Source organism: Paenibacillus agaridevorans (assembly GCF_018604145.1).
GTDB classification, from domain to species: Bacteria; Bacillota; Bacilli; order Paenibacillales; family Paenibacillaceae; genus Pristimantibacillus; species Pristimantibacillus agaridevorans.
In genome coordinates this window covers 5390271-5405982 of sequence record NZ_CP075889.1, presented here as the reverse complement: position 1 = coordinate 5405982, position 15712 = coordinate 5390271, and the positions used below count along the sequence as shown (strand labels likewise).

Below are 15712 nucleotides of genomic sequence, written 5' to 3'. Positions count from 1 at the left end.
GAGGCAACTTCATGGCAATGACATCAAAGGGAGCGCGGTTGTTCACCGTCCTCAATACGGTGTTTCTGCTTGCATTAGCGCTGGCTTGTATCGCACCTCTCGTGCATATTCTTGCCGTCTCGCTGAGCTCCAGCGCGGCAGTCACGGCAGGCTGGGTTAAATTCTGGCCGGTGGAACCAACTCTCAGCTCTTATCAATACGTGCTGTCGAGGTCCGATTATTGGAGCTCCATGCTGGTGACGTTTCAGCGCGTGTTGTTGGGCGGGGCACTGAATCTGCTCATTACGATTCTGGTCGCCTATCCGCTGTCCAAGGAGTCTTCGGGATTTCGTTCCCGCACCATGTATGCCTGGCTGTTTTTTTTCACGATGCTTTTTTCGGGAGGTTTGATTCCATGGTATATGATCATCAAGGAGTTGAACCTGCTGGACAGCATCTGGGCGTTAGTATTGCCTGGAGCTGTCCCGATTTTTAACATCGTATTGCTTCTCAATTTTTTCCGCCAACTGCCCAAGGAGATGGAAGAAGCCGCGTTCGTGGACGGAGCCGGCCACTGGACGGTGCTGTGGCGTATATTCGTTCCGGTATCGTTGCCGGCTATGGCGACAGTGACGCTATTCGCCGTGGTTTGGCACTGGAACAGCTGGTTCGACGGCCTGATTTTGATGAATAGGCCGGAGCATTACCCGTTGCAAAGCTATTTGCAAACCGTTATCGTTCAACGCGACATTTCATTCCTGCAGCATCTAGACCGCTCGCAGCTGGCGATAGTGTCGGATCGGACGATCAAGTCGGCGCAGATATTGATTGCAACGTTGCCCATTGTAATCGTATATCCGTTTCTGCAGCGTTATTTCGTCAAAGGAATGGTCATCGGCAGCGTCAAAGGTTAATGACAACAAAGAGACAGAGTGGGGCGGACATGCTGAATCACTGAGGTGTGGAGGCCGATTATGGCAACAATAAAAAAAAGCTGGTCCATCTTTATGGCAGCAACTCTGCTGCTGGCATGCATGATCCTGCTGAAGCCGGACGGGCTTGCGGCATCAGCGCAGCAGGGAAATCCCCTGCATCAGGAGGATTTCGAGGACGCTCACGAATATGATTTGTTATCCCCGTACGGTAGCTTGACGACAAGCGCCGATGAATTGATTAGCGGACTGAATGCAGTCAAAGGGACAAGCACCGCAGCGGAAGCGTGGGCGGAATATTTGAAGCTGGACCGTAAGGTGGCGTTGACGCAAGGCGAAACCTATGTGCTGTCGTTCAACTATAAGGTGCTTGCGCCCGAAGGGAATTTCTTCTACTTATATATGAAGCAGCAGGGCAGCACAGGTGAGACGACCACCGGGTTTAATTTCAAAAGCAACGGTAGCATCCCTTACCGAACTGGCATCGGCGCTGACAAGGCGCTATTGCGCGAAGCGGATGGCTTCTGGATGGCCGAGATGGAGTTTACGGCCGCGAACGACGGTCTTTATGAGATGATCTGGGGCATTCAAGGCGGAGGTGGCATCGTCGTCGACGATATTGCCATCAGTCCCGGCACGCTGGCGCAAGCTCCAATCATTATGGAATCGATAGCGCTGGAAGGTTTCGAAGCCGGGGCGCTATCGGAAACGGCGTTTGCGGCTCAGGGCAGCGGTACGTTGCTTAACGGCGCGGAAGCCATCCGTGGCAGCTATTCAGTGGCCGCTCGGGCGGACGCGCAACAGGAGTGGCACGAGTATCTCCGATCGGATACAGACAAGTTGAAGCTGGCTCCATTAACGGAGTATACCGTTATGTTTAAATACGAGATCGTTGAACCGGAGCCGTCCGGCCAATATTTCTATGCGCTGGCAGAGGCGGGGGCTTCATCGACGGCGATGAATTTCGGTTCGGCGGGAGAGGTCATTTGGAGCAATGCGGCCGAAGCGGAGCTGGCGGACCGCGGCGATTACGGTGTGGCCCGCATGGCTTTTACGACGGCGGCTTCGCCAGACACGGTGCTGAAGTGGGGCATACGCCAGGGAGGAGGAATTGTCATCGACGACATTACGGTCGTGAAGGGCAAAGCCGTTATTCCGATGGCGGACGGCGACGAAATCGGCTATGCCAACGTCGTTCACTACGGTGCCGTGCCGGACGATGGCGGCGATGATACGGCGGCGTTCAAGCAAGCGATCGCAACCGGCAAGAGCATTTATATTCCCGCCGGGACGTATCATGTGAGCGAGACGCTTGAATTCCAGAATCAGAACCTGATCGGCTCAGGCATGTTCGTTACGGGTCTCGTCGGCACAATGCCCGATGCAAAGGCACCGATACTGAAGGCGGGCAGGACGTCGACCGTCGCCGATATCGGCTTGTATTTCGCACCGGAGTTGATTACCGACAATGAAGGGGAAGGCGATCGCGTCGCCATCTATACCGGGGCGCAGTGGTCGTTGCAGCGCGGCTCGACCATTCGCAACGTGCGGATCGCCGATGTCGGCACCGGCATCTATTCGCCGAACGGCGCGGAGTCGTTCTCTGTGACTTACGATACGCTGGAGATTGAGCAATTCTCTTATCGCGGCATCGATTTTCGCTCGGATATTCGGACGGGGAACGTGTTTCGCAATATTTACCTTAAGTCGTCCCGTCCTCATGTGGATATTCCCTTCGCCATGACCGGCGAGGAAAGCGAGGTTCACATCGAGCAGCTCAACGTGGAGCATACGTTGGTCAATACGGCAATTCTGCTGGAGGGCGTCTACGGCCTGGCGGCATCCACGGTTCATATCGAAGGTGTGACGCTGAGGAGCCCGGATACCGGTTATGTGACACTGAACCACAGCGCCGGTTCGATTGAAAGTCTGACCGTCTACTACACGCCTATTCAGGAGAATGGCATTAGTCTGGTCAAGGTGTTGGACGGTACTTATGACATCGGCCAGAGCTATAAGCCGGAGACGGCAGGATTCCTCCGAATCGGCACACTGCACGTCAAAGGTTTGAACGATCCCAACGCCGCCCTGCACGGAGCCAAGGTGGGGGGACTGAACCGTTCCGATGCCTCCGGCTTCGTCTTCTTCGATCGTCCTTCGTCGGCGATTGGCGACTATGCGGTTCAGCTTGATAATTACGTATGGTATACGTTCCAGGACGATCAAGCCGTCTATCGGAGTTTTCCTGCGGATCCAGAGGGGCGCATAACCTTCGAGAAGCTGGGCGTTGTGCGTACTTCCGGCGGAACGGCGCAGCGACCTGCGGAGCGGCTTATCCCGTACCGTTCGCTCTATTTTGACACGGACATAGGGGCGCTTTTGCTTTGGAATGGCACCGGATGGGTGGCTGCGTCACCAGGAACGACTACGACTGTGCCAATCGCGTACCCGACGCCTGCTCCAACGCCAACTGCTACAACAGCCCCAACGCCAACGACTACTTCGTTAGCGCCTTCCATATGGAAGAGCGATCTCGTTCATTGGGAGGAACTACTGCCATCTATAGAATCTCGACTTCAATCAACGAGTGCAGATCAACCTGTATTTTCGGACACGGATAATCATTGGGGAAAACAATTGATTGATTGGTTCACAAGGTTAGGCACCGCTAAAGGTTACGAGGATGGCAGCTTCAAGCCAGATCATGCCATATCAAGAGCGCAATTTTCGGTCATGCTTGTCAGATTGCTCGGATTGGGCTCTGAGGCGGAGAGTGGACCAGGATTCTCGGACATGAATGGGCATTGGGCGGAACGAGAGGTGGCGATGCTGGAGAAAAGCGGTATCGTCAAGGGGTATCAAGACGGCAGCTTCCAGCCTGATTCCACGATTACGCGCGAGCAAATCATTACAATCATGATGAGGCTCGTCGACGAATCGGCGTTACCGCAGGAGGAAGCCAAACGGTTTGATGACTGGACCGACGTATCCGAATACGCTCGTCACAGCATGCTGGCGGCGGCTAGAGCGGGAATTATTCAAGGATATAAGGGCAATCTACGGCCACAGGATGAAGCTACTCGCGCAGAAACAATAACCATGTTATGGAAGCTGCTCAAGTTAAATCCGGCAATGGAACGATTGCTTGAAGAGCATGATTGAAACGGAACGTTGGTAAATTCAAGAAATATGATGAGAAATTACTACAAACTAATTAATAAAGTGAGCTGCCTCCAATTCGCTTCCATGATTTAAGTCATGCTCACGCAATAATTCTGTTGAAGACGAAAAGCAATGACGCGGATTCCGGGAAACATGGAATCCGCGTCATTGCTGGTTTTTAAGGATGCTGATGAAGGGAATTGAACCCCCGGCCTACGCATTACGAGTGCGTTGCTCTACCCCTGAGCTACATCAGCGAATATGGAATCGACAAATAATAGAATACGAATTTTCGGGGACGCTGTCAAGCCTTTATTGCATCCTGTATTTGCCTCCTCTCGAATTGCGCGAATGACTCTATGAATCTACCCAATCGTCTCTACTTCTGCTGCATATCATAGAGTAAGCGTAGTAGAGAGGAGGGTTCCTATGTCCGAAAAAATGAGGGTGAGTTCTTTCAGACATCATGACAGAATCGAGTTCGATGTAGCAGGCGTGCAGGACGCCGGCAGACAGCTTAGCCGTACGTTCGCAAGGCTGCGCAATCGGCGCAATGCAAGAAGGCTGGTAGCGGCCATTCGCCATTGCAATCACCATGAGGTGAACCGTTTATTAAGTCGCGATTGCAGAGCTGTGTGCTTCTTCAAGAAACCGGGCTTTGATTGCGTTAAGATCGCTTGCGGATTCGGTCGTCGCAACTCCGTTATCGTGAGCTTCGATATCTGCGTAAGAAGCTTGCATGACCGTTGCCACAGAGGCTGTGGCTGCGGAGGGTTCGGCGGTGGTTTCGAGAACGGATTTTTCTAATTATGATTTTTCATCTCAATAATGGAACCAAAGAAAGGCTGCCGACGGCAGCCTCTCTTTGTTCAGATATAGGAAACGATATCATTTCGCAGACTTTTTCTCTATTTCTCGACTCGATTCTGCATATCGCGAAGCCCCAGCATCGCGTCGATATAATAGCTGTTGTCGCGTGTAACGAATTCTTTGGCCAGAACCTTCCGCACGCAAGGCGTCAGTCCGTCCCCGGTTTCCGAGAGCTCGGCGCCGTCTGCCTCGACGTACTCCAGCTCGCCCCGGAAGAGCGCAAGCATATCGGCAAGTTCGGTTTCGTAGATGCCGTATACTTCCTCACGCTGAAGTTTGAACTCGCTCAGGGGAAGGTTGGATACCAATCCGAATACGTCGCTCACTTCACGGTCGATAAACAGTTCTCCATCCGCAATACCGCTGACGTCCTCGCGGACCTGCATAAGCGGGATGAGCTCCTCGAACCGCACTTTTACGCCCAGCTCCTCCTCGAGCTCGCGGGCGGCATCGCGCATCGTCTCGCCGGCGGCCAGATGTCCCGCGGCCGTCGTATCGTAGCAACCTGGATTCGTATCCTTCGTCAACTGGCGACGCTGGAAGCGGACAAGAAGGCGATCGTCCTCATGGCGGAGCAGCCAGCAGTGGAACGTGCGGTGCCAGTAACCGTGCTTATGCGCCTCCGAGCGAGCAGCCGTGCCTAAGTGGTTCATGGACTCGTCATAGATATCGAACCGTTCCTCAGGCATTCGCCGGAGTCTCCTCCAGTTGGGAAGTGCAATGCTTGCAGCGCGAAGCTTTGATCGGCACCTTGGACAGGCAGTACGGGCAATCCTTTTCCGTAGGCGCCGCCTCGGCTTTTGGTTCTTCTTTTTCTTTCAGGCGGCGCAGCGCATTTATTCCTTTGACGAGTAAGAAGATGCAGAAGGCAACGATGAGGAAGTCCAGCATCACGTTTATGAACTGACCGTAACGGATGAATGGCTCGGTTGCTGGGTCGCCGCTGTAACTCGGGTCGAGGGAGATTTTTAAATCCTTAAAATTGACGCCCCCTAGAATCATGCCGATCGGCGGCATAATAATATCATTCACGAGCGACGTGACGATTTTGCCGAATGCGCCGCCGATGATCACGCCGACAGCGAGATCGATGACGTTGCCGCGCATCGCAAATTCTCTAAACTCTTTTACAATTTTCAATACAATCTCCTCCGTTTAAGTCCTGTTCAAACTATCATTCCATTATAACTAGTAGTGTACACCAAATCTAGCACTGCTAATCGGCGATTTCAAGAGCCGAAGGCAAGAATTGCGGCATAAACCGTCATACTTCGAGCGGAAGAAAAGGATATTTCGGGAAAATGTCGAACTTTCTAGAGATGTATCACAATATGTAACCTGGAGGAGCGCAATGAATCCATTGTCTCAGCTTGGGAGCCCTTCCTTTCTGCTGCTCTCCCTGTTTATTATAAGCTTTGCAACTTATATGATGTTCATCATGCAATGGCGGCGCAAGCCGAGCGGAACGCAAGTTTCTGCTTCCAACTGCATCGCCGCGGCGCTTGTCTTCACTCTCGGACTGTGGACGATGCATGTCGTCCTGCTGCTCGCCTCTGATTTCATGATGGATATCCGGTGGACCCTTGCCATTAACTTTGCCATCACTACGTTTTTGGTGTTTTTGTCGCTTCGCTATTATCATTCCGGCAGACTTCCCGTTCGACTCGCGGAGGTTATTTCAGCGCTTCTTATGGTTGGAGGAGTTGCTTGTCTGCACTATTTCTCCATTCTCAGCCATTCTATTAATCGTCTCGAATTCAATATTCCATTAGTAGCCGTATCGTTCCTTCTAGGTTTTGCGGGTTGTTATGCAGCGTTCGTGCTTATGCGCCGCCCCGCGCAATGGCGTTATGCAGCCGCGAGTTTCGTTGCCGGCCTTGGCAGCTTAACCATGCATACGGTAGGGATGTTTGCACTCACGGTTGAGTATCGACATGTGATGACGTTGGACAGACTGAATCAATTCCTGATGCTGCTGGCGTTCATTCTGTGTATTCTGGTGCTGCTCATCATTACATTCTCTTACACCACCTGGCTCGGGATGAAAAAGTATACCCAGATCGACGAGCGCTACAAGCTGCTGGTCGAGAATTCAACGGACACGATCGCCATTATCGTCGAAGGCAAGTGGGAATATCTCAATCCTTCCGGCTTGAGGTTGTTCGAAGCGGAGAACGAGGATGAGCTGGTCGGACACTGCATCTTCAAGCTTCTGCATGGCGGCAAGCATCTCGAGATGCAGACATGGCTGCAGCAAACTCCGGATGGAAGTGAATATGCCTTGCGCCCAATCGAGCTGCAGTGGCAGACGCTGCGAGGCAACCCCATTTTGACGGAAATGGTGAGGATACGAGCCACTTACGACGGCAAGCAGGTGGAACAGGTCATGATCCGGGATATCTCCGAACGGAAGCGAAACGAGCAGTTGTACGTCAACGCGGAGAAGCTGTCGATAGCGGGGCAGCTGGCCGCAGGGGTCGCTCACGAGATCCGAAATCCGCTTACTTCGCTCAAGGGCTTCATGCAATTGCTCGCTACCGGGCGAATACAGGACCAGCAATACTTGCCCTTGATGAGATCGGAGCTGTCGCGTATCGAAAGCACGGTCACGGAGCTGCTAATGTTATCCAAGCCGCAAGCGTTAGAGCTCAGACGCAACAATCTCAGGGAGCTGCTGAGCGAATGCACTGCTGCTGTCGGCGCGCAGGCGAAGGCACAGCGGGTACGTATCCAACATCGCTTCGATCCGGCTCCGGCCTGGGTCCTCGGCGTAGCCGTACAGCTCAAGCAAGCATTTATTAATGTGATGAAAAATGCGGTGGAAGCTATGCCGGACGGGGGACTGCTGTTGATCGAACTGAAACGCGGCGATCCGGAAACGCATCTCGTTACCGTAGCGGACAATGGGAGCGGGATGCCCGAAGAACAGCTTGCCAAGCTGGGGCAGCCCTTTTATTCGACGAAGGACAAGGGAACGGGGCTCGGTCTGCTCGTGACCTATAAGATTATCGACAACCATGACGGCAAGATCGCCATAGACAGCGTACTGGGCGGCGGGACGACGCTGAGATTTACATTGCCTGCATCCTCCCAGCCGGACGACAGCGATAGCTAAGGAAACGACATCTATCCGGATATATGCGGCTAGATTCCATTTGCCGGACGAATGGACTATAGGATCGATTTGGATGAAGGGCGCCCGCCCTTCTTTTTTTTGAGCCGAAATTCGCTTTCACCTCACTGCCGGGTCCGAATCCACGGAATTCCCCCCTCAAAGAGCTGTTTTTCTCAAATAATAAGGACTTCAACAAAAAATAAAGATGAAAAAAGCGCAAAAATCGTTTACGGATAAAATTGTAGCGATTTCGCGGCTCCTTAGCCACGTGCTACCTTTAGGGCAGATTCAACACATGGTCAGCACATGAAAGGAGCAATTCCCATGCGGCATTCCGAAAGCCTGCACCCGCAGCCAGCCGAAGCTGCTTTGGCCGCGGCCGTCCCTAAACGAGGTCTAACGAGGCATATCATTCGGGACAAATATTTGTATCTGATGCTAGTGCCGGTGGCCGTCTATTTTCTGCTATTCAAGTATGCGCCCCTCTACGGGGAAATCATTGCCTTCAAGAACTACCGCCTGACGGATGGCATCTGGGGAAGCAGTTGGGCAGGGCTGGATCACTTCCGCCAGCTGTTTTCCAGCAAAGAGTTTTATGTTGTTATGCGCAATACGCTTCTGCTTAATCTGTACAATTTGGTATTTGCTTTCCCGGTACCAATTGTGCTGGCGATCCTTCTGAACGAGGTTCGCTGGAATGGATACAAGCGGGTGCTGCAAAATCTGCTCTACATCCCCCACTTTATATCCTGGGTGGTGCTGGGCACCATCGTCATTGCCATGTTGTCCCCCTCGACGGGTATTGTCAACACGATTCTTGAGTTGTTTGGCATGGAGCCTATCTATTTTATGGCGAGTCCGTTCTGGTGGCCGATATCCTTCGTAGGCTCCGGGATCTGGAAGGAGGCGGGCTTCGGCACCATCCTCTATATGGCCGCCATGGCGGGCATTGATCCTACTCTGTATGAAGCCGCAAAGATTGACGGAGCCAATAAGCTTCGGCAGATCTGGCATGTAACTTTGCCCGGGATTCGCAGCACTGCAGCGATTATTTTAATTCTCCAGGTGGGGCGAATTATGGACGTAGGCTTTGAGCAGGTATTTACGATGAAAAATCCAGCTGTTACCCAGGTTGCCGAAGTCATCAGTACTTTTGTATATACTCGCGGCATTGAGAATCTCCAATACAGCTATACCACGGCTCTCGGTTTGTTCCAGTCGATTGTTGCATTGATCTTGATCGTCAGCGTGAACAAGCTGATTAAGATCATGGGAGAACGAGGGTTATGGTAGACCGAACAGAAAGGGGATGACTGTCCCGTGAAGACTAATTATTTTAACTCGGCGAGCCTATTCCGATGGCTCAACTACATCTTTTTGGCGTTATGCGCCGCTGCAACCGTGTTTCCTTTTCTTAATATTATTGCGGTCTCCTTTAGCGACAGCAGAGCGATCTCGGCAGGGGAGGTATTCTTGTGGCCCATCGAATTTAATTGGGATGCTTACCGCAATCTGATTGACGACGGGCAACTGATCGTAGCTATGAAAAACACGGTTCTGATGACTGTCGTAGGCACTCTGCTGAATATGGTATTTACCATTTTGGCTGCGTACCCGTTGTCCAAATCCAGACTTCGGGGCAGAAGCATCATGCTGCAGGCCGTGCTGTTTACCATGTTATTCGGCGGCGGGATGATCCCTCATTTCCTGCTCATCAACAGTTTGGGACTGGTAAATACCTATTGGGCGATCTGGTTGCCCGCTTTGATTAGCGTCTATAACATGTTCGTCATGAAATCCTTCTTCGAGGGAATTCCGGCAGAATTGGAGGAATCGGCTTCCATCGACGGCGCTAACGAATGGGTGCTGCTGCTAAAGATTATTATTCCGTTGTCTATGCCGGTGATCGCGGCGCTGACCCTATTTTATGCCGTGGGCTGGTGGAACTCCTATATGAATGTACTGATTTACATTCGAAGCACCGACAAGATGTCTTTGATGGTGAAGCTCTATCAGATGATAGACCTGGTCAGTCCCGAGATGCTTCGGAGCGGGGAGGGGGTCACCGAACAGACCCTGACGCCGGAAGGCATCCGCGCGGCCGCCATCGTGTTTTCGATTATACCTATTCTGTCCGTGTATCCGTTCTTGCAGAAGTACTTTGTAAAGGGCGTTCTGCTCGGCTCCGTCAAAGGTTGATATCGCTGGCTGTCAAACAGCCTTGATATAAGAAACATTAATTTAGGAGGTCTAGACATGAAAATCAGTCAACAAAAAAAGTGGGTTGTTTCAACGGCTGCCTTATGTATGCTAGCGGGAACGGTATTGGCTGGATGTTCGGAGAAAGGCGCGAGCAGCCCCTCCGCATCGCCCACCGCATCGTCCGGGGCTGAACCGTCTGCAACGGCAACGTCGATTGCGGATCCGTATGCCGATCTGCCGAAAGCGGTCAGCATCTCCGCGTTCGACCGGGGAGCCGTATCCAGCGACGAGGGAACCTATGAAAACAATCGTTGGGTGAAGTGGATCCGGGAGCAGTCCGGCATTGACGTAACGATGGTGCCCGTGCCTCGAAACCAGGCACAAGACAAGCTGAACGTGCTTATCGCTTCGAATCAGGCGCCGGATCTGATCTGGGAGTACGATCGGGCTTATATCGGCAAGCTGATTACCCAAGGCGCGCTGCAGCCGGTGGACGCTTATATCGAGCAGTACAGCACATCCTACAAAACCTATTTGCAGGAGCATCCCGAGCTGTTGCCTTACCTGACCTTCGATGGTCAAATGTATGCGGTCGCGACCGCTCGGACGACGGATGGCATCGCCAATCATGGTCTGTGGATCCGGCAAGATTGGTTGGATAAGCTGGGCCTCAAGACGCCGACAACGATGGACGAATTGATCGAGGTGGCGAAGGCATTCAAGGAGCGGGACCCGGACGGCAACAAGCAGGACGATACAACGGCGCTGGTAGGCAGCACGGTCTTTGATAGCTATGCGGCGATGAACGCGGCTATCGGCAATCAATGGTACCTGGAGAACGGCAGCATGAAGTACGGAGCCACGCTCGACCGGTTCGGGGATGCGATGGAGTTGGAGAAACAAATGTACGAAGCGGGGCTGGTGGACAAGGAATATTTGACGGACAAAAACTTTCAGAGGGCTATCCAACTGTGGACGACGGGCAAAGCGGGCATCTTCGCCGGCAGTTGGGGCGGCAGCGCGATGGAGAACCACATCCGGAATATGCTAAAGAACGAGCCGGAAGCCAATCCGGTACCGCTTGAGCCGGTGTCCACCAAAAACGGAAAATTCGGTCTGTACCAAGAAACGCCGCCTAATATTTTCGTAGCCTTCAATAAGGAAATGAAAAACCCGAAGGCCGCGGTCGAATATTTGGACTGGATGGTAGAAGAGGGCTGGAAGTCGCTGGTCAACGGAGAAGAGGACGTTCATTACAAGGATGTTAACGGAGTGGCCCAAATGCTGGATGCGGAGAAGTTCAAAAAGGAAGTTTCTTATGCGGGCGAATATGCGGTTGTGCGGGATGCGAAGTTCTCGCCCGAGGATCTGCTGGTGAAGGCGGCGCCAGACGAGATTTCTCAGAAGCTGGCGGCATTGAGCAAACAGGGATTGGAAACGGCGACTCTTAACAAGTTCCGCCGGGATATTCCGTATCAGCCGAACTTTACGGAGCTGAACGATATCCAGACGGCGCTGAAACCTTTTATCGAAGAGGTTCGCGCCAAGGTGACGATGCAGGGCAGCCCGTATACGGCGGCATGGGGACTGGAGGAAATTCGCAAGGAATGGAAGCGTCTGGGCGGAGAAGCGGTAGAAGTCAAGGCGCAGGAATGGTACGAAGCGAACAAAGCGAACTTCTAAATAAAGCGTAGAGATTGCCAGCAAAGCGAGACAGGCCTCGACTTTCACGAAAAGATTTCAAGAAAGGCAGAGGTTCTGTCTCTTCTCTCAAAACACAAAATTGAAAGGGGTATACATGATGTCGACGAGTAAGCGGAATGAAACAACGAGAACGGTTCGTTTAGCCATTTTTATAGTTATCTTTTTGTTATTCCAAGCCGTATTTCCTGCTGATCTTGCCGCAACTGCGCAAGCGGCTGCACCGAATTCGGTAGCATCTATCGTTTCCACTGAAAATCTCATTGCCAACGGAGGTTTTGAATCAGGTCTATGGTCTCCCAGAGCGGGAGGAAGCATAGATACGACGGTTAAGCATAACGGCAACCAGAGTGCGAGTATGACTGCAACCGCGACGACACAGTATCTGGGAAGCGCATTGATACCTGTAGAATCGAACATCATCTATGAGCTTTCTACTTGGATTAAAACATCAGGCATCTCCGTTTCTGATTCAGCAAGTGTAAACGCTTTAATGGTTGATGCCAACATGAACGCAATAGGCTGGTACAATACGATGAAGCTGATTCGGACCGGAGGCAGTCAAGATTGGACGAAATATACGACCGAGCTGAGCCAATTTGCAGCTGGTACGGCCTATATCCGAATATATGTCAGGTTGGATGGCAATGCGAGCGGTTCCGTATGGTTTGATGACGTCGAGTTGAAGGTATCCGACAATATGCTGGTCAACGGCGGCTTTGAGTCGGGTCTATGGTCGCCCAGAGCAGGGGGGAGTCTGGATACGGCTGTTAAACGAAACGGCAACCAGAGTGCGAGCATGACGGCGGCCACGACGACACAGTATTGGGGAAGCTCGTTGATTCCTATACAATCCAACGAAGTTTATACGCTGTCTACTTGGATCAAAACAGCCGGCATATCTGTTTCGGATGCCGCGAGTGTAAACGCTTTAGTGATTGATGCCAATATGAATTCTCTGGGTTGGCACGATACGATGAAGCTGATTCAGACCGGAGGCAGTCAGGATTGGACGGAGTATACGACAGAGCTAAGCCGATTTGCGGTTGGGGCGGCCTATATCCGCATATATGTCAGGTTGGATGGCAATGCGGGCGGCGACGTTTGGTTTGACGACATCGTATTCAAGCCGAAGGACTTCGTTATTGGCGTCGATGGACCAACGGGTCATATTTTTTCGGCTAATGAACCGGCGATATTGAGTCTGACGCTGAAAAACTCCACAAACCAGATCAAAAATGTTCAAGTGGATTACGGCGTAAAGGATTCCGGCAATAACTTGATCGCAACCGGAAATTTTAATGCGGATGTGCCCATGAGCGGGGTACTGGATCAAGATCTGGACTTCTCGGCTATCGATCGTTACGGCGTATATACTTTGGAGGTAACGGCAACAGGCGACAATGGCAATATTAACGAGCAGGAGAGCTTCCCGTTCAGCAGGGCGCCGGCTCCGGGCGAAAGCTCTCCGAGCAGCGTGTTCGGCACTGCGATTCATCTGCTTAATAAAACCGATGCCAATTATGTCGACAAGTATCTTACTCAGATCGCACAGACAGGAATCCAGTGGATCAGGGACGACGCGAGATGGACAGTCGCCGAAACGGTGAAAGGACAGATTAGCATTCCACCCGCATGGGATATGTTTGTGGACACTGCATTGTCCAAAGGCATCAGTCCTTTGTTTATTGTCGATTACGGCAATCCGTTTTACGATGATGGCAAGGCGCCTTATACCGATGAAGGAATTGCAGCCTATGCCCGTTATGCGGGCGAGCTGGCAGAACATTTTTTGGGCAGGGTGGATCACTTTGAAATATGGAATGAATGGAATATCGGAGGAGGCAACCCGGATCGTCTTTCGCCGGAGGCGTACGCAAAAGTGCTTAAAGCGGCATATGCCGCCATCAAGGCGGTCAATCCCGATGCGGTAGTCATTGGCGGCGCCACATCGGGGGCGGATGCAGGATGGATCAGCAGAGTATTGGCGGCAGGCGGATATGATGATATGGATGCCGTATCCGTGCATCCCTATACCTATCCGATCAACCCTGATGACGGTGGATTCGTAGCCAGTCTACAGTCGATCAAGAATCTGTTTCTGGCCTATGGCCCCGCCAAGCCGATATGGGTGACCGAGATAGGCTGGCCGACCAGCGAAAGTTTGACCAGAGGCGTAAGCGAGTTAACGTCGGGAGCTAATGTCGTTAAGACGTATACTTTGGCGCTTGGCAGCGGCCTTGCAGATAAGGTTTTCTGGTATGATTTTAAGAATGACCCTAAACCGCCGACAAGTCTTGAAGGTCATTTCGGTCTGGTCAGAGGGGAGCACGAAGGTACGCCTTGGTCCGCGAAAGAGAACTATGTGGCTTATCGTTCGCTTACTAACATGCTTTCAGGATCGGAGTTTGTTCAAGCCTATGCCGCTGGCGATCAAGTCCAAGCTTATCGATTTTATCGCAACTCGGATCAAAAAGACGTGCTTGTGTTATGGAGCAAAGGCGATGCCAAAAATCTCGCGTTAACTCTAGGTACTTCCACTGCGGCATCGTATGATTTGTTTGGCAATAGCAGCAGTGCAACCGCTGACGGCAATGGCATCATAACGTTGCCGATCTCGGAAGTGCCTGTATACGTGGAAGGAAACTTCGCTCAGAATATAGAGGTCAAGGATCCTTATCAAGTCCGGGTAGACCCGCAATTGCTGGAAACGCCGCAAGGAAAACAATGGCATGTCAGCATTAGCATCGACAACAATATGAATACGGGAATATCCGGAGAGATCCAAATTATCGGTTCTTCGCCATGGGATCAAGGGAGTCAGAACAAAACGTTTGCCGCCGCGGCCAATCAAACGGCAACCGTAACCTATGCGTTTCCGGGAAATCCGGAGCCAAAGCTGTATGATTTGCAAATTCAAACCACATTAAACGGCGGAGCCAGCGCGGTTGTTGATCGGAGAATCAGCTTCCTCGCCGCGCAGCAAACTTCTACTGCGCCAATCATCGACGGAGTGTTATCGCCGGGCGAATGGTCCGATGCGATGCCAATCCTCATCGATCAAACGTCGCAGGTGCAGATGAGCAACTGGGGAGGAGTCAACGATCTAAGCGGCACGGGTTTTATCCAATGGGATGACGATTATTTCTATTATGCCGTTGCGATAAAGGATGATGTTCATGTACAAGCCGATACGAACGGCGATATATGGAAAGGGGACAGCATACAGTTCACTATAGATCCCGGCAGAAAGTCGGGGGCGTCCAATCTCGGATATAATGAAATCGGTATTGCTTTGAACCCGAACACCTCCAATGTCGTTGTCTGGAGATGGACCGCCGCCTTGGGAGTTTCAAGCCTGAGCAACGCACAAACTTCGGTCATTCGAGACGACAACAGCAATACGACCGCTTATGAAATGGCGATTCCATGGGATGCGTTATTGCCGGCTGGCGTGACGGCAGCCCCAGGCTCGAATTTTGGATTTGCTATGCTCATCAATGACAATGACGGTTCCGGCAGACGCGGCTGGATGGAGTATATGGGCGGGATTGGCTCGGGCAAAGACCGCAGTGCTTTTGGGGATCTGCTGCTGGTCCCCTGATACGTCTATGACGTTCAAAGCTGCCGCAAGCACGATATGGCATGCCGATCAAGGGCATATCCTCAAAAAATAGACACTTCCGCAAAAAGTAGAGATTTCGGATATTCATTGCAGCATGTTACCGTTAGAGTGGGTCTGACGCATATG

Annotated in this window: 10 protein-coding genes and 1 tRNA gene; 8 read left to right on the top strand and 3 right to left on the bottom strand. The window is 52.0% G+C overall.

Going from position 1 to position 15712, the window contains the following annotated elements:
- Positions 1 to 11 precede the first annotated feature (11 nt).
- On the top strand, positions 12 to 893 hold the full coding sequence (locus tag KJW29_RS21910) for a carbohydrate ABC transporter permease (RefSeq protein ID WP_214626186.1): 882 nt from the start codon (positions 12 to 14) through the stop codon (positions 891 to 893).
- A 60-nt stretch (positions 894 to 953) separates the two neighbouring features.
- Entirely contained in the window at positions 954 to 4073 is a 3120-nt protein-coding gene (locus KJW29_RS21905; protein ID WP_214626185.1) for an S-layer homology domain-containing protein, read from the top strand.
- Positions 4074 to 4258: 185 nt separating this feature from the next.
- On the opposite strand, the gene KJW29_RS21900 is transcribed toward KJW29_RS21905, so the two are convergent.
- Positions 4259 to 4330 (bottom strand) — tRNA-Thr (locus KJW29_RS21900).
- Between the two features lie 172 nt (positions 4331 to 4502).
- Between KJW29_RS21900 and KJW29_RS21895 the strand changes: the two genes are divergently transcribed.
- The gene (locus KJW29_RS21895; RefSeq protein WP_214626184.1) at positions 4503 to 4880 is read left to right on the top strand and encodes a hypothetical protein; all 378 of its coding nucleotides are present in this window, start codon (positions 4503 to 4505) and stop codon (positions 4878 to 4880) included.
- 101 nt (positions 4881 to 4981) lie between these two features.
- Here the strand turns inward: KJW29_RS21895 and KJW29_RS21890 are convergent, their stop codons facing one another.
- Together KJW29_RS21890 and mscL are read right to left on the bottom strand one after the other, a co-directional pair.
- Positions 4982 to 5632 carry an NUDIX hydrolase gene (locus tag KJW29_RS21890; protein WP_214626183.1) on the bottom strand — a complete coding sequence of 217 codons (651 nt, stop codon included), beginning with the start codon at positions 5630 to 5632 and terminating at the stop codon, positions 4982 to 4984.
- Positions 5625 to 6050, bottom strand: a complete 426-nt coding sequence (gene mscL / locus KJW29_RS21885; RefSeq protein ID WP_246608878.1) for a large-conductance mechanosensitive channel protein MscL — start codon at positions 6048 to 6050, stop codon at positions 5625 to 5627. The genes KJW29_RS21890 and mscL overlap by 8 nt, the downstream gene beginning before the upstream one ends.
- A 244-nt stretch (positions 6051 to 6294) precedes the next feature.
- Between mscL and KJW29_RS21880 the strand changes: the two genes are divergently transcribed.
- The 5 genes from KJW29_RS21880 (at position 6295) to KJW29_RS21860 (ending at position 15565) form a co-directional block, all read left to right on the top strand.
- Entirely contained in the window at positions 6295 to 8058 is a 1764-nt protein-coding gene (locus KJW29_RS21880; RefSeq protein ID WP_214626182.1) for an ATP-binding protein, read from the top strand.
- A 324-nt stretch (positions 8059 to 8382) separates the two neighbouring features.
- Positions 8383 to 9351: an ABC transporter permease gene (locus tag KJW29_RS21875; RefSeq protein ID WP_214626181.1), complete on the top strand. Its 969-nt coding sequence runs from the start codon at positions 8383 to 8385 to the stop codon at positions 9349 to 9351.
- A 27-nt stretch (positions 9352 to 9378) separates the two neighbouring features.
- Positions 9379 to 10257 carry a carbohydrate ABC transporter permease gene (locus KJW29_RS21870; RefSeq protein WP_214626180.1) on the top strand — a complete coding sequence of 293 codons (879 nt, stop codon included), beginning with the start codon at positions 9379 to 9381 and terminating at the stop codon, positions 10255 to 10257.
- A gap of 57 nt (positions 10258 to 10314) precedes the next feature.
- Positions 10315 to 11943, top strand: a complete 1629-nt coding sequence (locus KJW29_RS21865) for an extracellular solute-binding protein (protein ID WP_214626179.1) — start codon at positions 10315 to 10317, stop codon at positions 11941 to 11943.
- A gap of 115 nt (positions 11944 to 12058) precedes the next feature.
- Positions 12059 to 15565 carry a sugar-binding protein gene (locus tag KJW29_RS21860; RefSeq protein ID WP_214626178.1) on the top strand — a complete coding sequence of 1169 codons (3507 nt, stop codon included), beginning with the start codon at positions 12059 to 12061 and terminating at the stop codon, positions 15563 to 15565.
- Positions 15566 to 15712: the final 147 nt, after the last annotated feature.